18 protein-coding genes and 6 tRNA genes are annotated in these 19,899 nt (G+C 51.6%); 11 read left to right on the top strand and 13 right to left on the bottom strand.

All coding sequences use genetic code 11. From position 1 onward, the window contains the following. Positions 1-139: 139 nt before the first annotated feature. A complete protein-coding gene (locus tag K5621_RS05200; protein ID WP_221050621.1) occupies positions 140-562 on the bottom strand; it encodes a GNAT family N-acetyltransferase in 423 nt (140 codons plus the stop codon). 122 nt (positions 563-684) lie between these two features. Here K5621_RS05200 and K5621_RS05195 point away from each other — a divergent pair, with 122 nt between their 5' ends. Further along, on the top strand, positions 685-1,812 hold the full coding sequence (locus K5621_RS05195; RefSeq protein WP_221050620.1) for an IS110 family RNA-guided transposase: 1,128 nt from the start codon (positions 685-687) through the stop codon (positions 1,810-1,812). Between the two features lie 351 nt (positions 1,813-2,163). On the opposite strand, the gene K5621_RS05190 is transcribed toward K5621_RS05195, so the two are convergent. From K5621_RS05190 to K5621_RS05180, 3 genes are read right to left on the bottom strand one after another with little or no spacing between them, the layout of a single operon-like run. Further along, positions 2,164-2,769: a DUF4326 domain-containing protein gene (locus K5621_RS05190; RefSeq protein WP_221050619.1), complete on the bottom strand. Its 606-nt coding sequence runs from the start codon at positions 2,767-2,769 to the stop codon at positions 2,164-2,166. After that, positions 2,769-3,221, bottom strand: a complete 453-nt coding sequence (locus tag K5621_RS05185) for a DUF488 domain-containing protein (protein WP_243887307.1) — start codon at positions 3,219-3,221, stop codon at positions 2,769-2,771. Before K5621_RS05185 ends, K5621_RS05190 begins: the two co-directional genes overlap by 1 nt. After that, positions 3,214-3,915: a dual OB domain-containing protein gene (locus tag K5621_RS05180; RefSeq protein WP_221050618.1), complete on the bottom strand. Its 702-nt coding sequence runs from the start codon at positions 3,913-3,915 to the stop codon at positions 3,214-3,216. Before K5621_RS05180 ends, K5621_RS05185 begins: the two co-directional genes overlap by 8 nt. Positions 3,916-6,741: 2,826 nt before the next feature. Between K5621_RS05180 and K5621_RS05175 the strand changes: the two genes are divergently transcribed. The 4 genes from K5621_RS05175 (at position 6,742) to K5621_RS05160 (ending at position 9,481) form a co-directional block, all read left to right on the top strand. After that, a complete protein-coding gene (locus K5621_RS05175) occupies positions 6,742-7,272 on the top strand; it encodes a riboflavin biosynthesis intermediates N-glycosidase (protein ID WP_245003137.1) in 531 nt (176 codons plus the stop codon). A gap of 112 nt (positions 7,273-7,384) precedes the next feature. Beyond that, entirely contained in the window at positions 7,385-8,518 is a 1,134-nt protein-coding gene (locus tag K5621_RS05170) for a pyridoxal phosphate-dependent aminotransferase (protein WP_221050616.1), read from the top strand. 94 nt (positions 8,519-8,612) lie between these two features. After that, the gene (locus K5621_RS05165; protein ID WP_101095937.1) at positions 8,613-9,071 is read left to right on the top strand and encodes a hypothetical protein; all 459 of its coding nucleotides are present in this window, start codon (positions 8,613-8,615) and stop codon (positions 9,069-9,071) included. After that, on the top strand, positions 9,068-9,481 hold the full coding sequence (locus K5621_RS05160; protein ID WP_221050615.1) for a hypothetical protein: 414 nt from the start codon (positions 9,068-9,070) through the stop codon (positions 9,479-9,481). The genes K5621_RS05165 and K5621_RS05160 overlap by 4 nt, the downstream gene beginning before the upstream one ends. 271 nt (positions 9,482-9,752) lie before the next feature. Here K5621_RS05160 and K5621_RS05155 read toward each other — a convergent pair. The 9 genes from K5621_RS05155 to K5621_RS05115 form a co-directional block, all read right to left on the bottom strand. Continuing rightward, positions 9,753-9,827: transfer RNA gene (locus K5621_RS05155), tRNA-Gln, on the bottom strand. Positions 9,828-9,894: 67 nt separating this feature from the next. Further along, positions 9,895-9,971, bottom strand: a tRNA-Met gene (locus tag K5621_RS05150). Positions 9,972-9,997: 26 nt separating this feature from the next. Continuing rightward, a tRNA-Gln gene (locus K5621_RS05145) sits at positions 9,998-10,072 on the bottom strand. A gap of 21 nt (positions 10,073-10,093) precedes the next feature. Beyond that, positions 10,094-10,168, bottom strand: a tRNA-Gln gene (locus K5621_RS05140). A gap of 35 nt (positions 10,169-10,203) precedes the next feature. After that, a tRNA-Leu gene (locus K5621_RS05135) sits at positions 10,204-10,288 on the bottom strand. Between the two features lie 31 nt (positions 10,289-10,319). After that, positions 10,320-10,396: transfer RNA gene (locus tag K5621_RS05130), tRNA-Met, on the bottom strand. A gap of 175 nt (positions 10,397-10,571) precedes the next feature. Beyond that, complete coding sequence (ychF, locus tag K5621_RS05125; protein ID WP_100142949.1) at positions 10,572-11,663, bottom strand: redox-regulated ATPase YchF; 1,092 nt, start codon at positions 11,661-11,663, stop codon at positions 10,572-10,574. 85 nt (positions 11,664-11,748) lie between these two features. After that, the gene (gene pth / locus K5621_RS05120) at positions 11,749-12,336 is read right to left on the bottom strand and encodes an aminoacyl-tRNA hydrolase (protein ID WP_100142948.1); all 588 of its coding nucleotides are present in this window, start codon (positions 12,334-12,336) and stop codon (positions 11,749-11,751) included. A gap of 191 nt (positions 12,337-12,527) precedes the next feature. Next, positions 12,528-13,667: an FAD-dependent monooxygenase gene (locus K5621_RS05115; RefSeq protein ID WP_245003169.1), complete on the bottom strand. Its 1,140-nt coding sequence runs from the start codon at positions 13,665-13,667 to the stop codon at positions 12,528-12,530. A gap of 281 nt (positions 13,668-13,948) precedes the next feature. On the opposite strand from K5621_RS05115, the gene K5621_RS05110 reads away from it, so the two are divergent. From K5621_RS05110 to lnt, 6 genes are all read left to right on the top strand, one after another. Beyond that, positions 13,949-14,272: a hypothetical protein gene (locus tag K5621_RS05110; RefSeq protein WP_100142947.1), complete on the top strand. Its 324-nt coding sequence runs from the start codon at positions 13,949-13,951 to the stop codon at positions 14,270-14,272. A gap of 97 nt (positions 14,273-14,369) precedes the next feature. Further along, positions 14,370-15,794 (top strand): tRNA (N6-isopentenyl adenosine(37)-C2)-methylthiotransferase MiaB, encoded by a 1,425-nt coding sequence (gene miaB, locus K5621_RS05105; RefSeq protein WP_100142946.1) that lies wholly within the window; start codon positions 14,370-14,372, stop codon positions 15,792-15,794. 129 nt (positions 15,795-15,923) lie between these two features. Next, positions 15,924-16,970: a PhoH family protein gene (locus tag K5621_RS05100; RefSeq protein WP_221050613.1), complete on the top strand. Its 1,047-nt coding sequence runs from the start codon at positions 15,924-15,926 to the stop codon at positions 16,968-16,970. After that, positions 16,960-17,421, top strand: coding sequence for an rRNA maturation RNase YbeY (gene ybeY / locus K5621_RS05095; RefSeq protein ID WP_221050612.1), 462 nt, complete (start codon positions 16,960-16,962; stop codon positions 17,419-17,421). Before K5621_RS05100 ends, ybeY begins: the two co-directional genes overlap by 11 nt. A gap of 33 nt (positions 17,422-17,454) precedes the next feature. After that, positions 17,455-18,336 carry a CNNM family magnesium/cobalt transport protein CorC gene (gene corC, locus K5621_RS05090; protein ID WP_100142955.1) on the top strand — a complete coding sequence of 294 codons (882 nt, stop codon included), beginning with the start codon at positions 17,455-17,457 and terminating at the stop codon, positions 18,334-18,336. Then, entirely contained in the window at positions 18,333-19,886 is a 1,554-nt protein-coding gene (gene lnt / locus K5621_RS05085; protein ID WP_221050611.1) for an apolipoprotein N-acyltransferase, read from the top strand. Before corC ends, lnt begins: the two co-directional genes overlap by 4 nt. The last annotated feature ends 13 nt before the right edge of the window (positions 19,887-19,899 follow it).

Here is a 19,899-nt window from a genome sequence, read left to right as displayed (position 1 = left end):
TTTCTGTAATCCAGGCAACTAGAGCCTTCACTCAGCTAATAATGGGTGTCCTTGTTGTTGCTCCACTCAGCTAATAATGGGTGTCCTTGTTGTTGCTTTGTTGTTGCTCCAAATAAAGGATTGACGCCATAGTCGTTTGTTAGGAGATTGTTCTCGACATGCTGTAAAACCTATCATCAGCGTTATCAAGCACAAAACCAACTCTTTCATAGAGATGAAAAGCTGGGCTGATTTTAAATACACGTAACTTAAGTCGATTAGCGCCTGATTCAATGGCTAACCTTTCACATTCAGAAAGTGCTAACGCCCCAATGCCTTTATTTTGGTATTTCTCGCTGACTTGCAAATCACGAACATAGCAACCGTCATTATCAAATGCCAAACGAATTGCTCCAACGACCTCATCATTGAGCAGGATATCGAAATTGGCTAAATCTTGAATTTGCTCTTCGATTTTTGAGCAATCCCAATCAACAGAATAATGCTCGTAGTATGAACGCATATTTACGTAAGTAATCTTAGCCGAAGCTGATAAATCTGTTGTTTGTTGATACGAAACCATTGAATCTCCTAGACATAATGATTCCCTGTGCAGGTGTCGGCCTCCGTGTTTTCTCGTGGATTAGTTAAACCAGAGCCACACTGTTTGTTGATCCAATAGGCAAACAATCACAGGAGGCCGACATGTCTAAAGCTAACACACTTTTTATCGGGTTGGACGTACACAAGGAGACCACTGACGTGGCCTGGGTTTCTGATAAGTCTGCTGAGACCGTGCATTACCATGGCACAATCCCAACCAACCTGCGTTCATTCGATAAACTCATTAAGAATCAAACAGCCAAGACCAGCAAGCTCTGTGTTATCTATGAGGCCGGTCCCTGCGGCTTCTGGCTCTATCGTCATCTGGTGCGCCGTGGCATTGAATGCTGGGTGGTAGCACCGGCACTCATCCCCAAAGCCCCGGGCGACCGGGTCAAAACCGATAAACGCGATGCCATGACATTGGCCAGGTTAGCGCGTAGCGGCGATTTGCACTCTATTTATGTTCCGGATGAGCGGGATGAAGCTATCCGCGACCTTATCCGCTGCCGGGAAGATGCCATGCTCGATTTGCGCCAGGCACGGCAACGGCTGAAATCCTTTCTGCTGCGTCATGGTCATCCCTGCACAGGTCGGCAAAACTGGACCGAGGCCTATCGACGCCACCTGGCTGATATCAGCTTTCCACAAAGTGCTACTAAAATCACCTTTCAGCATTACATTCATATCGTTACCGAGCGCTATGAGCGCTTGCAACGGCTGGAATTGGAACTGCAAAGCCTGGCAGAAAGCTGGCGTTGGTACCCACTGGTGCAACGTCTGACGGTACTGCGTGGAGTACGTTTCTTATCCGCTATGACCCTATTGGCGGAACTGGGTGACCTCAGACGCTTTGCTTCTCCGCGTTCACTGATGAACTTTGTCGGTTTGACACCCAGCGAACACTCCAGTGGTCAGCGGGAACGGCGTGGCGGCATCACTAAGTGCGGCAATAGCCACGCCAGACGCATCCTTATTGAATCGGCCTGGGCCTATCGTTTCCCCGCTCGGGTCTCGAGGGAATTGGAAAGTCGCCAACAAGAGCACTCTATCAAACTGCAAACTCGCTCATGGGAAATCCAGCAGCGCCTATGTCGACGCTTTCATGCCTTAAAAGCAAGAGGCAAAGAATACAATAAGGTCGTTACCGCTGTAGCTCGCGAACTGACAGGCTACATTTGGGATTTAGCCCAAGGTTTTGATGCCGATATGCCACAACAAGCGTACTGAATTACACTTAAAAATCACTCTGGCAGCGCCGGACGGCGGCAGCGGTGCGAGCAACCCTCGAGGGCGTTAAGCGGTCACATCCGCGCTCCTAGACTGAGGCAAGGCTCCTGCGGCGAACACAAGTAATGCGAATAACCAAACTCGCGCGACTCTCTTCAAAAGAGTGCAAGGTCAACCGCCGACACTTACTCGCCAAAGTCCGACTGTCAGAGTGCCATTACCGGAGATTTTTGGGTCTCCGGTAAGGACACTTTTACCTATTTGACAAAGGGAATCATATCAACGCCGCGCTCTGCGGCAAATTTGGAGCGCAGCGGAAAATTTGTCCGACAGTAGCGCTTTGTTAAGCGCTTATTTACCGTCATCCCACGAATTGAGAAAATCAGCAAGGACATCACCATGACAGGCCTGTGGTTTACAAAAGCACCCTAAACGCTTTCCTGCCAATTTGTATACTTGAGATTTTTCCTTGTTAGGGAATTTCTCATAATCAAAGTCATACTTAAATTTTCGTATAACTTCTTCTCGATCATCTCCTTCCTCATACATCGAATAGGGGTTTCCCCAATATGAGCCCCTTCCTATATACTCATAATTCGGCGTACTTTTCTCCGACTGGTATTCAGTCTCAGTTTTGATGTTTATAACGCGCGTTATCGAAATTCTAATATACCGTAATGGTTTTCCGCTTTCTTTTAATTGTTCTGTCTCTTTTATGAACTCTTCACCATCATCAAAAACAACCGCGTGACTTATATCGTTAGGAGTCCAGCTGGAAAGTTCTTTAGCTGTCATTTTTTCTGAGAACTCATCACAGAACATTGCAATTAAACCGTTAGGATCGGATGGATACACCAATGTGGCTGCACCGAGACTCGATGTTATTTTCTTAACTTTTCTCGAGAACTTCGAATAGCAATTAAAGAGCTTCGGATAAAGAATTAATACTGTAGCCATTAGTATAAATGCTTAACTTTTAAGTCTAAGTTTGAATGTTGATTAAGATATTCAACTACAAGTCTTCTATGGCAAAGATGCGGCTCATGCTCGCTACATAGCAAACAACCATGATCAAGCAATGTCGGACTTATTGATCTCTCGATGTTTCTCCGCCCCATCAAATTTAGAAATTTATCCTCGTAAACTTCCCAAGACATATCACCTTTCTTGTAGGCGTTTAAAATATCTTTAGTTGGCGCCAACTCAGGTGAGTGAATATATTCAGCTCCGCACAGTTCATTTAAAAAGAATTTCAAGTCATCTCTTTTAGCAAAACCAGCCAGCTGGGAAACATTATTCAAACGAACATCAATTAAAGTTTTTACGTTAGATTGCTTTAAAAAATTGAAAAATGTTTCAGCACTTTTTTTTGTAAATCCAATTGTATAGATATCAATCGCACTATCCATAACGTCTTATCTCCTCGTGAAACTTCGGAAATGTATAGATCCCATTCACCTGAAGCCAGAATCCTTTTCTGTCGCCAACAGCCCAGACTCTACTTAAGCCTATTCGAAGATAAACAGAATCCTGCTCTTTTATCAAGTCAGTGACCTCATGAAGCCTACCATCATTCTGGTGCTCTTTAGCGTAGTCATGAAAACCTCTATCAGTAATCGATAGATAGCTGTACCTATGGCCGCTATTATCTGTAAATGTAGCTTTAATTTTTCCCGGTTTATACTGATCTTCATGAATACTTAACTGATTGGGCGAGATTTTAATGGTGATTATCGAACATTTTGCTACGTGATCGTGTGGAATATGTTTCTGATTAACATCGAAATCGACCCCAAAACCATCAGATACTGAATCACTTAGTGAATTCTCGAGGACCTGAAGAAATTGCTTACCGCTACATGCCCCATGAAAATGCAGGTCAGAATAGCTAGCATCTTCTAGGTGAGGATTTTCTCTGTGGGGTTGCAAAACTAGGTTCCCTTTAAGGATTGCGCCAGGGTGAATGCCTAGTTCCTTGCATCTTGCACTTTTCAAGTAAGGCATCGGTCGCAAACATTCACCTGTATTCACATCAATAACAGCTGTGCAGACATTTTCATCGGTAGAAAACCTTGTTAGGTCTGTGACTATTACTTCTCTCATGTTCACTCCTTGAGCTTGAAATTTATTGGCGCTTAACAGCTGTATAGTGCGCATGCGCGTTTTAGTCCTCGGAGGAGTGTAAACGCGCATCGCTATCTGTTTGTATTAGCTGGATATAATAGAGTTTAGCCCTAATATCCCTTGCAGCTAAACGCGCATGCGCGGTTTCCAAACCTATTATCTACCAGCTGTATTTTTAACATTATGAATTTAATGTTATTTTCTAAAATGTTACAGAAATAACGCGCAAATTTCCGACATGTTGTCCAGAACGTCAATAATACTGTATAAAAATCAGTTATGAGGTGCTTGTCATGAGCACTTCAAGCCGCACAACCAAGGGCCCTACAACCAGGCCCTACAAAAAGCGTTAAGTAAAGCCATGGCTACCGCACGGGTCCAAACTCTGTTCGTCCCTGCATTCCGCTGAAAAAGGAAAAATACTACTACCTCCAACCTTAAGCTTAAGGAAGTGCTAAAGCTAAGCGATTGAACTGGTTATACAATAGCCAGTACTGAATTTGAAAACAATTAGCCAAAGGTCAAGTTTTGACAAAGGCAACAAAACCCTGATTTGGTTTGTTTTTACAACAGAATTGACTGGGTTTGAAACCAAAGCTCCACGACTTTAGGCCGCTGGCACAGCGGCTATCATAGCTTCCAGCTAAAAGTTCCTAAGTTAGTATTGGCCGTGCTTCCAGCCACGATGTAGTCCATCACCTGCGGTGCGCTTTTCGCACAGGCAATCCTGTGACTCGCTGCGAGTACGTCCCTGTAAGCTCTGCCTCGCCATCCCTGGCTCGGAAGGTCACAGTTCCGCCTGTGCCTGGAATTAGGTGTATGTCTGCAGAACTCTCAAATATTTCAAGCTACTCCATTGTCACAGAATTGCACCAATTCCCCCTCGGTGTCGCCGACAGCCGTTGGCACAAATAACGTGGCTGAGGGCGAATGCTCGCCGGTGGCGAGTGTGTTTATGAGCGCGAGCCAAGGAAGGCGAGCTGGCCTTTATCCATGGAAGGATTTGGATGCCGAAGCAGCGCCAGTCGAATCAGGGATGAGCGTCTGAAGCGGTAGTTATTTGCGCCATTAGGCCGAGGGGCTTTCGACACCGTGTGGGGCGGCAAGGGAGATCCAAGAGGGGATTGCTGTTGATCCCTTCTTGGTCGGGTGGGGGGCGAAGCTCCACGACTTTAGGATGCTGGCACAGCGGCTATCATAGCTCCCAGCTAAAAGTTCCTAAGTTAGTATTGGCCGTGCTTCCGGCCACGATGTAGTCCATCACCTGCGGTGCGCTTTTCGCACAGGCGATCCTGTGACACGGCGAGAGTTGCGTAGCAACATGCTTTCGAGCGCGAGCCAGGGATGGTGAGCTGGCCGTTAAACAGGGAAGTTGTTGTGAATACGTCCCTGCAAGCTCTGCCTCGCCATCCCTGGCTCGGAAGGTCACAGTTCCACCTGTGCCTGGAAAATGGGTGTATGTCTGTAGGTATATAAGCAATTTCAAGCAACGCTATGATTGCAGAATTGCACCAATTCCCGCTCGAAGCGGCCGCAGGGCGTTGATGACAATCGCGTAGCGAGGCATGGCCGTTCACGGGCTTCCTGCCCTTCACGGCATTGGGACTCCTGTCCGGCAGATGCCCATTCTGCGCCAGTTAATCAGGGGCGAGTGTCGCTTAGCGACGAGCTAACGAGCGCGAAACAGGATGTTGAGCTGGGCCAGAGTCACATGGATGTGACTCTGAGCGTCTGGCGCGATAGCGAATTGGCATCATAAGCACAAGGGGTTTTCCGCTGCGTCGCGGGTCGCTGGGGGTTTGGGAAGGGGGCGAGTCGATACAGCCCCCTTTCCTCGGGTGTGGGGCGGTGAGTGTCGCATAGCGACATGCTTACGAGCGAGAGCCAGGGATGGCGAACTGGCCCTTGTGCATGGATGCACTTGCTCCACGACTTTAAGCCGCTGGCACAGCGGCTATCATAGCTCCAGCTAAAAGTTCCTAAGTTAGTATTGGCCGTGCTTCCGGCCACGATGTAGTCCATCACCTGTGGTGCGCCTTTCGCACAGGCGATCCTGTGACTCGCTGCGAGTACGTCCCTGTAAGCTCTGCCTCGCCATCCCTGGCTCGGAAGGTCACAGTTCCACCAGTGCCTGGAAAATAGGCGTATGTCTGCAAACACTTCAGATGTTTCAAGCTACTCAGCGCTAAAAGAATTGCACCAATTCCCCTTCGGAGCCGCCGCTGGCGTTGTTGCAAATTGGCGTAGCCGAGACAGGGATGTCGAGGCTCGAAGGTCGAGCAAGGCGAATGTTGCGAAGCAACAAGCTTATGAGCGCGAGCCAAGGAAGGCGAGCTGGCCCTTATGCATGGATGCATTTGGCGAGTCCTGAGTGTAGCCAATTTGCTTCATAAGCCAGCGGGGATTTCGGCTACGTCGGGGTGTCCTTGGGGATGCAAGGGGCTTTGGACAAGCAAAGCCCCTTGCCCGGTGTGGTTTGGCGAGAGTTGCATCGCAACGTGCTTTCGAGCGAGAGCCAGGGATGGCGAACTGGCCCTTATGCATGGAGGCATTTACACCACGACTTTAAGCCGCTGGCACAGCGGCTATCATGGCTTTAAGCCAACTTTTCACCGACCGTGAACATTCAAGAAATTTCGCTAAATTGTAAGCTGGTGTAGCATGGCCTCATACACAACTTATAGAATTCATAACAATCTCTGAGTTCAGTGCCAAGGCCTGAACTGACCAGGGTAAGAAAGTCTTTTTGCAGGTAAAAAGCAACCAAGCATAGGAATCACTTTGAAAATTAGGACAAGAGAACAGTTGGTCGATTTCGTAGACCAAGGGAATAAGGTCAAGTACATATTCTTCTGGGGACACCAGGAGAAAGGAGAACAAATTTCCAAGAGTTGTTTTAGTCAATGGTATGACGCAAAGTTTGAAGAAGAAGGCAACGTCTTCATTACTGCGGAGCATTACATGATGTATCACAAGGCAAAGCTATTTGGTGATGACATTGCATGTGAAAGAATCCTCCTTGCCACCAACCCTGGCGCAGCCAAAGCTATTGGTCGGGAAGTAGTCGGGTTCAATCAAGAAGTCTGGGATGAGAGACGCTTTGCAATAGTGCTTAATGCAAACTTAGCTAAGTTTGCTCAGCATACTGAACTAAAATCGTTTCTGCTTAATACTGGAAACCGTATCTTGGTCGAGGCTAGTCCTGTAGATAAAGTATGGGGGATAGGGCTTGCTCAAGATCATCCTGAATCTGAAATTCCCAGGAGATGGAAAGGCTTAAATCTGTTAGGGTTTGCACTCATGGAAGTTCGCGATCGGCTCAGAAAAGATCTCTGACAATCAATGGCCAAAAGAATAACAAACTTCAAATAATGAATAAAAATTCATTTATTTTCTCTCCTCCTCTGGGTAGACTGAGTGCCCTCTTATCCAGAACATCATAATAAACATGCAATTAAGTCGTAGGCATTTTATTCAGGCCGGTTTAGCCGGTACCGCACTGGGGCTCAGTGGCTGCAGTAATTTCTCTTTATCTTCTCAGGAGCAGGCCCAAGCTACTGCCTCCAAGGGGCCCCTGGCGCTGAACTTCAATGAAAACCCGCTGGGGATGCCAAACAGCGCCAGAGAAGCCATTATGCAGCATATGGGCGAGGCGCACCTGTATCCCGACAGTGCCCGTCAGGCCTTGCTCAAGCGCCTGGCAAGCTACCACGGTGTCAGCCAAGAGCAGCTCATCTACGGCAATGGCTCTTCCGAAGTACTCAAGTTCGCCATAGATGCCATGGCCAGCGCTCACTGCCAGTTGGTGATGCCCAAGCCTACCTTTGACATAGTGGCCGACTATGCCAAGGCCCGGGGACTCAAGGTAACTGAAGTGCCGCTGACCGCCGAGCTGCAAACCGATATCGCCGCTATGCAGGCTGCCGTGGCCGCGCACTCTGGCCCTTCCATTGTCTATCTGTGTAACCCCAACAACCCAACTGGCCTTTTGCTGCCCAAGGCGCCGGTTGCACAGTGGCTGGCCAAGGCCAGTCCCGAGCTGCAGTTTATTATTGATGAGGCCTACGGCGAGTATGCCGGTAGCGATTTCCAATCCGCGCTGCCGTTCATCCAAAATGGCCTGAAACACACAGTGCTGACCAAGACATTCTCCAAGGCATGGGGAATGGCGGGACTGAGGGCCGGTTATGCCATTGCCGCTCCGGAAATGATAGCCGCCATGCAGGCCCAGGCGAGTTTTGACAACGCCAACCTGTTTGCCCTCTATGGGGCGGCGGCAGTGTTGGATGACAGCGCTTGGCTGGCGCAGACTCGCAGCAACAACTTAGAGGCCGGTGCCATTATCATTGCCACGCTCAAACAGCTGGGGCTCGACTATCTGCCACTCAACGCCAGTTTTATTTTCCACCGCATCAAGGGCAATAATGAAGACTATCGCAAGCGGATGCAGCAGGCCGGCATTCTGGTAGGCCGTACCTTCCCTGGGCTTGAAGGCTGGAACCGCTTGACCTTGGGCACACCAATGCAGATGCAACAAGTTGCCAAAGAGATGCAACGTCTGCGTTTGGAAGGTTTGCTCTAATTTATCTTTCAAGTGCTGTTTCAAGCACTCTTTCAAGTGCCTTGGCTTTTCGCTAGACTCGGACTTTCGCAGCCTTTTTCAGAAGGATTCTGATATGCAAGTCCAATCCATTCTGGGGGCGTTATTCGCCCTCGGTTTCTCCCTGTCGTTGCAAGCCGCCCCCGGCGAGCTGGTCATCAACAAAAATGCCAAGCCCAAATCCTCAAACCGCTATATCGAAGCCGTTCATCAAGAGATCCCGGTAGCGGGAGCCAGTGAGGCCCAGGTTCGTTATGCCATTCTCGAAGGTATGCTCAGCACCAAGGGCTTTGCCTGGGTATACGAGGGCGAAGGTGAGGGCTATATCCTGGCCCGTTTCGACTATCGCGGCGACACTAATGTGATGCGCATTGAATACGACGCCAACTATATTCAGCTTAAATACCACGCCGCCCTGGGGGATTTTGTCTGCAAGAAGCTGATTGATGACATCTGCTACAAGAATGGCCGAGGCTATTACAACTACATCAAGAATCTGCGTCTCTCCATCGCCCAGGAGCTGAAAAAATCATGAAACGAATACTACTGCCGCTGCTGCTGAATCTGTTATGGCTGACCCCGGCTTCCGCCGAGACTGAATATCAATTGCAACGCTGGCAAAACCCAGTACCCACAGGTGGTTATGTGCAGGATATCCCCGCCATGTTGCAGCGGGCCGTTACCAGGGATAGCTGGGAACTGGAAACGGTCGCAGATGGCACCTGGCTCGCCCGGCTCAATAACTACAAGGGATACACGGTCGAAGTAGAAGTAGCATGGCAGGCACAGGAACTGCAGCTTAGCCTGCTCTCCAGCCGCTGCGATTGCAAAATAGACCAAGCCAAAATCGACAGTTGGTTAATTCGCCTCAGGCGCAATATCGCTCTCGAAGTCACCAAGGCCGCCAGAGATGAGAGTCTGCGACAGAAGCTGAAAGTCGAGTAGAAGCTTGATAGCTCAAGGCTGGTATGACTCCGGTTCGGTGAAGTCTTGGCACTAGTTTACAGGCATGCACAAGTTGCAGGCATACACGGATTTCCAGGCACAGGCGGAACTGTAGCCATCCTTGGTTGGCACTCGAAAGAACGCTGCTACACCACTATCATCGGCAACTTTCGCCATGTCTCAGGATCGCCAGTGCGAAATAGCCGAAAAGTGCAAACAATGAAAAACAGACACAAAAAAGCCCGTCTATGACGGGCTCTTTCGTTGAATATGGCTGGGGTACCAGGATTCGAACCTGGGAATGCCGGGATCAAAACCCGGTGCCTTACCGCTTGGCGATACCCCATCAGGGTCGGTATTAACCGATACGAATCTTAAGACTCGTGAAGACCAAGTTTGCTGCTAAAGAAACATGGTAGCTATGGCGGGACTTGAACCTGCGACCCCAGCATTATGAGTGCTGTGCTCTAACCAGCTGAGCTACATAGCCACTGTATTTTTTCTCTTTAGCGTTTATGGCTGGGGTACCAGGATTCGAACCTGGGAATGCCGGGATCAAAACCCGGTGCCTTACCGCTTGGCGATACCCCAATCTATAAACTTGGCAAAAGATGGCTGGGGTACCAGGATTCGAACCTGGGAATGCCGGGATCAAAACCCGGTGCCTTACCGCTTGGCGATACCCCACCAATAATCAAAGTTAGTTCAATAAGAGACAAATATGGTACGGGAGGAGAGACTTGAACTCTCACACCTTGCGGCACCAGAACCTAAATCTGGCGTGTCTACCAATTTCACCACTCCCGCAGTGTCTCTTGTTTTGACATCCCAAGAAGGATGGTAGCTATGGCGGGACTTGAACCTGCGACCCCAGCATTATGAGTGCTGTGCTCTAACCAGCTGAGCTACATAGCCACGATAACTTTGTTGTCCCCCTTGCCGGGGAACGGGGCGTATTATGCTTATTCAGGTTATTCAGGTCAACAGCTTTTTTAGGCTAAATCCCGCCACACCAGTCGTTTGCCTATAAACCCATCAAACTGGGCAACAGATACGCAAATCCGTATGCTGCCGCCCATTTAGAGTGGCTTTATACGTTAAACAGGAAGTGCATCACATCGCCGTCTTTGACGATATAGGTTTTCCCTTCCACCCGCAGCTTACCCGCTTCCTTACAACCGGCTTCGCCCTTGTACTGAATAAAGTCATCATAGGCCATAACCTGAGCCCGAATAAAGCCGCGCTCAAAGTCGGTGTGAATCTTACCGGCCGCCTGCGGTGCGGTAGAACCGACAGTCACAGTCCAGGCACGGACCTCTTTCACCCCGGCAGTAAAGTAGGTTTGCAGCGTCAGCAACTCGTAACCGGCGCGGATCACCCGATCAAGCCCAGGCTCTTCCAGACCCAGCTCTTCGAGGAACTCGCTGCGCTCTTCTTCATCCATTTCCGCCAGATCTGACTCGATAGCGGCGCACACTGGCACCACTACGGCGTTTTCTTTTTCGGCAATGGCGCGCACTGTGTCCAGATGCGGGTTGTTAACAAAGCCGTCTTCAGAAACGTTGGCAATATACATGGTAGGCTTGAGCGTCAGCAGGTTCAGGTAAGCCACGGCTTCCAGTTCTTCCGGGCTCAAATCCAGGGTGCGCAGCATATGGCCTTCGTCCAGTACCGGCTTGAGTTTTTCCAGCACTTCGACTTCAAATTTGGCGTCTTTATCGCCACCCTTGGCACGCTTTTGCTGACGCAGTATGGCGCGCTCAACACTGTCGAGATCCGCCAGCGCCAGTTCGGTATTGATCACTTCAATATCACCGGCCGGGTCAACCTTGTTGGCCACATGAACAATATTGTCGTTCTCGAAGCAACGTACCACATGGCCGATAGCATCGGTTTCACGGATATTGGCCAGGAACTTGTTACCCAGACCTTCGCCCTTGGATGCCCCGGCAACCAGACCGGCAATGTCCACAAACTCCATGGTGGTTGGCAGGACCCGCTCAGGCTTAACGATTTCAGCCAGGGCGTCCAGACGAGCATCCGGCACTGGCACCACACCTGTGTTGGGTTCTATGGTACAGAAGGGAAAGTTTGCCGCTTCGATGCCAGCCTTGGTTAACGCATTGAATAGAGTTGACTTACCGACGTTTGGCAGACCAACGATGCCGCATTTAAAACCCATGATGTTTACCTTTCTCTCTAATTTGAGTCCGGCGCTCTCGGCCCCGGACAGGATAATGAAACAGGCGTCTGACGCCTGGATAATCTTAGACCGCTTTAAAAGAATGCAGCCTGTGCATCGCCTTGGTCATATCCTCGGCAAAGAGGATATCTGTGGCGCGAACCGCTTCATCTACCGCGGCATCTATCAGCGACTGCTCAGTACTCGGCGCCTTGCCAAGCACATAGCCGCTGACTTTATTCTTGTCTCCGGGGTGACCTATGCCAATCCGCAGACGATAAAAATTCTTGTTGTTAGCCAGCTTGGCGATGATGTCCTTGAGGCCGTTATGGCCACCGTGCCCACCACCCAGCTTGAACTTGGCCACACCCGGCGGCATGTCCAGCTCATCGTGAGCGACCAAAATCTCCTCCGGTTGAATACGGAAGAAGTTCGCCAATGCCGCCACCGATTTACCACTCAGGTTCATATAAGTGGTAGGGATCAGCAGGCGCACATCGCGGCCCTTGAGCGTGACTCTGGCGGTCAGGCCAAAATACTTGCTGTCGGCACTGAGCTGGGCACCACAACCTCTGGCCAGCTCCTGCACATACCAGGCGCCGGCATTATGGCGGGTCTGGGCATACTCGGCGCCGGGATTGGCCAGCCCGACGATAAGTTTAATCTCTGTCATCAGTCTCTATCAGTCTGTTTAATCGAGGAGAAGTCCTGTGCGGCCGGACAAGGCCAGGCAAAAAATCATCGCTCTTGAAACTCGGTCGTTACCGACTAAGCCAAGTATAAAAAGCCAATGAAAAATGCCGCATTCTTGTAAAAACGCGGCATTTTAGCACTCTCTTGCGACAATCAACAAATCGACCGGGGTTATCTCAGCCCCAGCGCATACTTGAGCACTTGTTGCTTGACCGGGGTATTGATATCCGCCAACTTGAGCCCGGCGTTACGCAGCAGTTTAAGTGGCAGCAGATCGTTACTGAAACCGGCATAGAAGAGATCCATGCCTGTCATCATCAACTGATTGTCAAACCAGCGCTGCTTTTGGAACCCCTCAAGCACTGTGGCCTTTGACCAGTCATCACCCTTCTCCAGCGCCTGGGTGATTGTCGCGATCAAGGCTTCGACATCTTTAAAGCCCAGGTTAACCCCCTGCCCCGCCAGCGGGTTGATGGTGTGGGCCGCGTCTCCCAAGATCACCAGGTTATCGCGATAGTATTGCTGCGCATGGCGCCGGGTCAGCGGGAAACTGCCCTTGGCCAACACTTCGAAGTGAGGATCGAGCCTATCGGGGAAGTGATTGATAATCGCCTGCTTCAGTTGGCTGTCGCTGAGCTGCATCAAACTACGAATTTGTTTGGCATCGTCATACCAAACCAAGGACGCATTTTTGCCCGGCAATGGCAGCAAGGAACGCGGCCCTTGCGGAGTAAACTGTTGCCAGGTCACATCCTGCTCATCACACTCGGTGGCGATATTGATCAACATGCAGGATTGGGAATAATCCCAACCGCTAATGCCAATTCCGGCCCATTGACGCACTCTGGAGTTGGCACCATCGGCCCCCACCAGCAAGCGGGTATCGAACACCCGGCCATCGTCCAGGCTCACCTCTATGCCAGCACAGGAGCGCACCATGCGCCCGACCCGCGCCGGACAGCAGAGGGTCAGATTGGGGTAATTGTCGAATTCCTGCCACAATGCCAGCTGTACCAAACGGTTTTCCACTATGTGACCCAAACGCTCGGCCTTAATCTGACTGGCATGGAAACGAGTAATGCAGCCTTCCATCTCCCAGGTTTCCAGGCCTCGATAAGCCACATGGCGCATTCCGAGCAGAGTATCAAATGCCCCCAGGCGCTCGAGTAGCGCCTCCGATGCCACACTGATGGCCGAGACCCTGACATCCAGAGGTTGCGAGGCATCGAAGGCCTCGGGTTCAAAGGCCTCCACCAGCGCCACTTCCAGCCCGAGTTTGGCCAACCCCAGCGCCGTCGCCGCGCCCACCATACCGCCACCTATGATGACGATATCCTTGGTCTCATGTTGTTCTGTCACTATGCCTTTCCTGCTGTCTCTCTTCTCTGCCGCCTCGGCCACAGAGTTGTGTTCAATGGTAACTGTTTTGGCTTCAATCATGAGCAAATGTTGCTGCTGGCCCTCCTGAAACACCTGCTTACAAGCTGACACACGAGCCTTGGCAACCTTAGGCTAGCCTCAGAGTGTCCAAGCAGTATCTGTCATGGCCAACACCGCATTGGCGGTTATCGACATCAACAAGTGAGGATACCATGTGCAAACTTACCAACAGCCTGATAGCCGCAGCCCTTATCGTTCCGGGCGCCTTTAGCTGTGGTCATGTTCTGGCCGCCACCACAGCAGACCAGATGGAGGTGATAACTGTAACCTATCGCTCGTCGCTGAATTATGCCCTATATCAACAAATCACGGAAACCATGGCTGGCTTTCGTTTAGAGGTACTGGAGGATATCTATCTTCAGGCTCGCAGCAGCAACCAACAGATGGCTGAGCAGTTTTATCAACAGCAGAGCATTCAGTTGGCCGACAATCGCTTACCCACACAGCTTGAAGGGGTACTGCAGCCACCAGAGTAATTCTCAGCCCTGGCGTTCAAAAGCTGGTCAGCGGACTTAACAGCGGGTAAAATGGCGCGCTATTTTTTAAGTGGTTCCGAAGAGCGACGCAAAACTGATGAGTAAAAAACTCCATATTAAAACCTGGGGCTGTCAGATGAATGAGTACGACTCATCCAAGATGGCCGATCTGTTAAACGAATTTCAGGGCTACACCCTGACCGAAGAGGCTGATGAGGCAGATATTCTGCTGCTCAATACCTGTTCTATTCGTGAAAAAGCGCAGGAAAAGGTATTCCATCAGCTGGGCCGCTGGAAAACACTCAAAGACAAGAATCCTGAGCTGATCATTGGCGTGGGTGGTTGTGTGGCTTCGCAGGAAGGCAAGGCGATAAAAGAACGCGCCCAGTGCGTGGATATTATCTTCGGCCCCCAAACCCTGCACCGTCTGCCAGAGATGATCAACCAGGTTCGCAGCGGCGACCAGGCGGTGATTGACGTCAGCTTCCCTGAAATCGAGAAGTTCGACCGTCTGCCCGAGCCCCGCGCTGAAGGCCCCACCGCCTTTGTCTCCATCATGGAAGGCTGCAGCAAGTACTGCTCTTTCTGCGTGGTGCCCTATACCCGCGGTGAAGAAGTCAGCCGACCACTGGATGACATCATCCTAGAAATCGCTCAACTGGCCGAGCAAGGGGTGCGTGAAGTCAACCTGCTGGGACAGAACGTTAACGCCTATCGCGGCCTGACCCATGATGACGAAATTTGCAGCTTTGCCGAGCTGCTGCGTTATGTGGCCGCCATCGACGGTATCGACCGCATCCGCTTTACCACCAGCCATCCGATAGAGTTCACCCAGGACATTATCGACGTCTATGAAGACACTCCAGAGCTGGTCAGCTTCCTGCACCTGCCGGTGCAATCGGGTTCAGACCGCATTCTGACCCAGATGAAGCGCGGCCATATGGCAATCGAGTACAAGTCAATCATTCGCCGTCTGCGCAAGGCGCGGCCGGATATTCAGATAAGTTCCGACTTTATCATCGGCTTCCCCGGCGAAACCAAAGAAGACTTTGCCGACACCATGAAGTTGATTGAAGAAGTGGGCTTCGACCACAGCTTCAGCTTTATCTACAGTGCTCGTCCCGGCACCCCGGCGGCCGACTTGCCGGATGATGTGGATATGGAAGAGAAAAAGCAGCGCCTGGCAATCCTGCAGGATAGGATTACTCAACAAGCGCAGCGCTACAGCCGCCAGATGCTGGGTACAGTGCAGCGTATTCTGGTAGAAGGCCCATCGGTCAAGAACCCCATGGAACTGCGCGGCCGCACCGAGAACAACCGGGTGGTCAACTTCGAAGGCCAGCCCAAGCACATAGGCAGCTTCGTGGACGTGGAAATCGTCGATGTCTACACCAACTCGCTGCGCGGCAAATTTATTCGCGGTGAAGATGAGATGGACTTGCGCAAGAGCCTACGCCCCAGTGATATTCTGGCCAAGCATAACCAGGAAGACACCCTGGGCGTTACTCAGTTCACCCCGTAAGCGCCGAGACTTCCACGGCGGCCCGGCTCTTCGGACCCGGGCCGTTTTATTTTAGGCTCGATTTTCCGTTAGCATTTATGCCTTCACGCTCGTAAACTGATCAAAGATGACATCAACAGGAGTTTTTGTTTGTCTCACAAATTAACCACCATGAATCTGTATCTCGAACCGGCCGACAGCCGCCGTCTGGCGTCTCTGTGTGGTCCGTTCGATGACAATATCAAGCAGCTCGAGCGCCGGGTGGGCGTCGAGATAAGCTACCGCAACAACCATTTTCAGATTGTCGGCCAGCCACGCAACTGCCTCACCGCCAACAACCTACTGAAACAGCTCTATGTCGAAACCGCGCCGATAAAAGGCTCGACCCCGGATCTGGAGCCCGAGCAGGTGCATATCGCCATTCAGGAAGCCATTGCCCTGGAAGCCGACGACAGCGGAGCTGAACCCAAAGAGCACTATATCAAGACCCGCAAAGGGGTGATTAAGCCGCGCAATCCCAACCAGACCCAATATGTGGCCAACATAGTGCGCCATGACATCACCTTCGGCATAGGCCCCGCCGGTACCGGCAAGACCTATCTGGCCGTGGCCGCCGCCGTGGATGCGCTGGAGCGTCAGGAGATCCGCCGCATTCTGCTGACCCGCCCTGCGGTGGAAGCCGGTGAGAAGCTGGGGTTCCTGCCCGGCGATCTGAGCCAGAAGGTAGACCCTTACCTCAGGCCTCTGTATGACGCCCTGTTTGAGATGCTCGGGTTTGAGAAGGTCGAGCGACTGATAGAACGCAATGTTATCGAGGTCGCGCCGCTGGCCTATATGCGTGGCCGCACCCTCAACGATGCCTTTATCATTCTCGATGAGAGCCAAAATACCACGGTGGAACAGATGAAGATGTTCCTCACCCGCATCGGCTTCAACTCCAAGGCGGTGATCACAGGTGACATTACCCAGATAGATCTGCCGCGCAACGCCAAGTCCGGCCTGCGCCACGCCATTGAAGTACTGAGTGAAGTGGAAGAGATCAGCTTCAACTTCTTCCAGGCTCAGGACGTGGTGCGCCACCCGGTAGTAGCCCGCATAGTGGAAGCCTATGAAGCGCACGATCAGCGCCAGCAAGCGGCCAAGGCCCAACGCGACAGCCAATATCAACTGACAGAGGCCAGCGCTCATGAGTCTTGATCTACAACTGGACCTGCAACTGGCCACAGAAGCGCAAAACCTGCCATCCCAGAGCGATTTTGAACTCTGGGCCCGTACTGCCATAGGCAATAGTATGGAGCAGGCCGAACTGACCATACGTCTGGTCAACAGCGATGAAAGCCAGCAATTGAACCGGGACTATCGCGGCAAGGATAAGCCCACCAATGTGCTGTCATTTCCGTTTGAAGCACCACCGGGAATAACCCTGCCATTACTCGGGGATCTTGTCATTTGCGCTTCAGTCGTTGAAAATGAAGCCCGTGAACAGCATAAACCGCTACAGGCGCACTGGGCACACATGGTTGTGCACGGTTGCCTGCATCTGCTAGGTTATGATCACATCGAAGATGCCGAAGCCGAAGAAATGGAGTCGCTAGAGACCCAACTCATTGAAAGCTTAGGTTTTACTGACCCATACAAGGAGCAATAATTGCCAGGGTTCCCCCCTGTCATGAAGAACACTATGAGTGACGATATCCCCCCGAGTACCAGCGCCCATAAGAAAAGCTGGTTTGACCGAGTAAGCCAGTTATTCCAGGGCGAACCTCAAAATCGCGAAGATCTGGTTGAGGTGATCCACGATGCCGAGCAGCGTGAGCTCATCACAGAAGATACCCGCGAGATGATAAAAGGTGTTTTAGAGGTATCTGATTTGCGTGTAAGGGACATAATGATCCCCAGAGCGCAGATTGTCGCCATCCAATTCAATGACTCTGTTGAGGAACTGCTCAACACTGTCATCAACTCTGCTCATTCCCGCTTTCCTGTGGTCAATGAAGACAAAGACCATATCGAAGGCATACTGCTGGCCAAAGATCTGCTGAAGTACGGCTTCAACAACAGTGAAGAACCCTTCTCACTGGAAAAAGTGATCCGCCCGGCCGTTGTGGTGCCCGAGAGCAAGAGAGTGGATGTGCTGCTCAAAGAGTTCCGTTCCCAACGCTACCATATGGCGATTGTGGTCGATGAATACGGTGGTGTTTCCGGCCTGGTCACCATTGAAGATATTCTCGAAGAGATTGTCGGCGATATCGAAGATGAGTTCGATCACGACAACAGCGACGAGTCTGAGATCCGTAAAGCCGGTAACCGGGTTTACATGGTCAAGGCACTGACCGAGATTGAAGATTTCAACGAAACCTTCAACACCCATTTCAGTGATGAAGAGTTCGACACAGTCGGCGGCCTGGTGTCCCACGCCTTCGGCCACCTGCCGGAGCGCAACGAGAAGATCGTCATCGACGGCATTGAATTTAAAGTCATCAGTGCCGATACCCGCCGTTTATTGCAACTCAGGGTGAAACTACCGGATCCCAACGATACTGAAGACAGTAACGACCAGTGAAGTCCACATTAGCGGCGCTACAACGCCACCCCAAGCTGCGTCTGGTACTGGCCTTTTTGGCCGGTGCCAGTACGGCGCTTTCCTTTGCTCCCTACGATCTTTGGCCCATCTACCCACTGGCGCTGGCCTTTGGCCTTTGGCACAGTGACAAGCTTCCCCCCAAGGCCAGTTTTGGCTATTGGCTCAGCTTTGGCTTTGGCGCCTTCGCCTTCGGGATCAGCTGGGTGCATGTCAGCATGGACAGATTCGGTGGCTTGCCGCTGATTGCTTCCATAGGCCTGATGGCCCTGTTGGCCCTCTATCTGGCCTTGTATCCGGCGCTGGCCGGTGCCCTGCTGGCAAGGCTGGCGCCCAAGCGCCATAACTGGCAACTGCTGGGACTGTTTCCAGCGCTCTGGACCCTTTGTGAATGGCTGCGGGGCTGGGTGCTCACCGGCTTCCCCTGGCTCTGGGGCGGCTATAGCCAAACCTCGGGCCCCTTGAAGCCACTGGCCTCAATGATAGGCACTTTGGGGCTCAGTTTTGTGGTGGCGCTGCTGGCAGCAAGCCTGGTGCTGCTACTCAAACGCCGCTGGCTCAGCCTGGTGGTGAGCTCGGCGCTACTGGCCCTGTTTGTATGGCAGGCGCCGCGATTTTCAACGGTTGAGCGTACCGGCGAGACCCTCAGCGTGGCGTTGGTGCAGGGCAATATTCCTCAGAGCATGAAGTGGCAGCCGGAAGCTCTCTGGCCGACTATGCTCAAGTATATGGATCTCTCCCGCCCGCATCTGGACAGAGACTTGGTGATCTGGCCCGAGGCAGCAATACCGGCCCCCGAAAGCATGGTGGCCGAGTTTCTCGACAACGCCAACAAGGTCGCCAATCTGCGGGATGCCGCCATCATCACAGGTATCATCAGCCAGCGAAATGGCGACTTCTACAACTCGTTGATCGTGCTGGGAAATCATCATCAGAAACAGCAACAAAACGCCGACTATAGCGCAGCTGGTGATAATCAGTTCCGTAAGCATCACCTGCTGCCCATAGGCGAGTTTGTGCCCATGGAGTCGCTGCTGCGGCCCCTGGCCCCCTTCTTCAACCTGCCCATGTCCTCGTTTGCCAGAGGCAGTTATCAGCAAAATAATCTGACGGCCCTGGGTCATACCCTGGCACCGGCAATCTGCTATGAAATCGCTTTCCCCGAGCAGCTCAGGGCCAACGTCGCCGAGGATACCCAGGTGTTGCTGACCGTCTCCAACGATGCCTGGTTCGGTGAATCCAATGGCCCACTGCAACACATGGAGATAGCCCAGATGCGCTCGGCCGAATTGGGCCGACCTCTGCTGCGGGCCACCAACAACGGCGTTACCGCCGTGGTGGATGAATTTGGCAATATCAGTGCCAAACTACCGCAGTTTGTAGAAGGTGTACTCACCGCTGAAGTGCCGCTGGTCGAAGGCCAGACTTTGTTCAGCCGGTTCGGTCAATGGCCGGTACTGGGGCTGAGTGGCTTGCTGCTGGTTTTGGGACTGTTGTATTCCCCCAAGTGGCGAAAGAGCAATAAAAGCTAAAACCAACTCATTG

The sequence above is a fragment of the Shewanella carassii genome (assembly GCF_019670705.1).
In the GTDB taxonomy this organism is placed as follows: domain Bacteria; phylum Pseudomonadota; class Gammaproteobacteria; order Enterobacterales; family Shewanellaceae; genus Shewanella; species Shewanella carassii.
This window is presented reverse-complemented; position numbering and strand designations above follow the sequence as displayed.

What these genes read in the sequence shown, in the direction of transcription:
- ybeY (WP_221050612.1), top strand. Translation starts at nt 16,960, where the DNA reads ATGAGTCTTGATCTACAACTGGACCTGCAACTGGCCACAGAAGCGCAA.
- K5621_RS05110 (WP_100142947.1), top strand. Translation starts at nt 13,949, where the DNA reads ATGTGCAAACTTACCAACAGCCTGATAGCCGCAGCCCTTATCGTTCCG.
- corC (WP_100142955.1), top strand. Translation starts at nt 17,455, where the DNA reads ATGAGTGACGATATCCCCCCGAGTACCAGCGCCCATAAGAAAAGCTGG.
- K5621_RS05115 (WP_245003169.1), bottom strand. Translation starts at nt 13,667, where the DNA reads ATGGTGGGCGCGGCGACGGCGCTGGGGTTGGCCAAACTCGGGCTGGAA.
- K5621_RS05180 (WP_221050618.1), bottom strand. Translation starts at nt 3,915, where the DNA reads ATGAGAGAAGTAATAGTCACAGACCTAACAAGGTTTTCTACCGATGAA.
- K5621_RS05190 (WP_221050619.1), bottom strand. Translation starts at nt 2,769, where the DNA reads ATGGCTACAGTATTAATTCTTTATCCGAAGCTCTTTAATTGCTATTCG.
- ychF (WP_100142949.1), bottom strand. Translation starts at nt 11,663, where the DNA reads ATGGGTTTTAAATGCGGCATCGTTGGTCTGCCAAACGTCGGTAAGTCA.
- K5621_RS05165 (WP_101095937.1), top strand. Translation starts at nt 8,613, where the DNA reads ATGCAAGTCCAATCCATTCTGGGGGCGTTATTCGCCCTCGGTTTCTCC.
- K5621_RS05170 (WP_221050616.1), top strand. Translation starts at nt 7,385, where the DNA reads ATGCAATTAAGTCGTAGGCATTTTATTCAGGCCGGTTTAGCCGGTACC.
- pth (WP_100142948.1), bottom strand. Translation starts at nt 12,336, where the DNA reads ATGACAGAGATTAAACTTATCGTCGGGCTGGCCAATCCCGGCGCCGAG.
- miaB (WP_100142946.1), top strand. Translation starts at nt 14,370, where the DNA reads ATGAGTAAAAAACTCCATATTAAAACCTGGGGCTGTCAGATGAATGAG.
- K5621_RS05200 (WP_221050621.1), bottom strand. Translation starts at nt 562, where the DNA reads ATGGTTTCGTATCAACAAACAACAGATTTATCAGCTTCGGCTAAGATT.
- K5621_RS05160 (WP_221050615.1), top strand. Translation starts at nt 9,068, where the DNA reads ATGAAACGAATACTACTGCCGCTGCTGCTGAATCTGTTATGGCTGACC.
- K5621_RS05185 (WP_243887307.1), bottom strand. Translation starts at nt 3,221, where the DNA reads ATGGATAGTGCGATTGATATCTATACAATTGGATTTACAAAAAAAAGT.
- K5621_RS05195 (WP_221050620.1), top strand. Translation starts at nt 685, where the DNA reads ATGTCTAAAGCTAACACACTTTTTATCGGGTTGGACGTACACAAGGAG.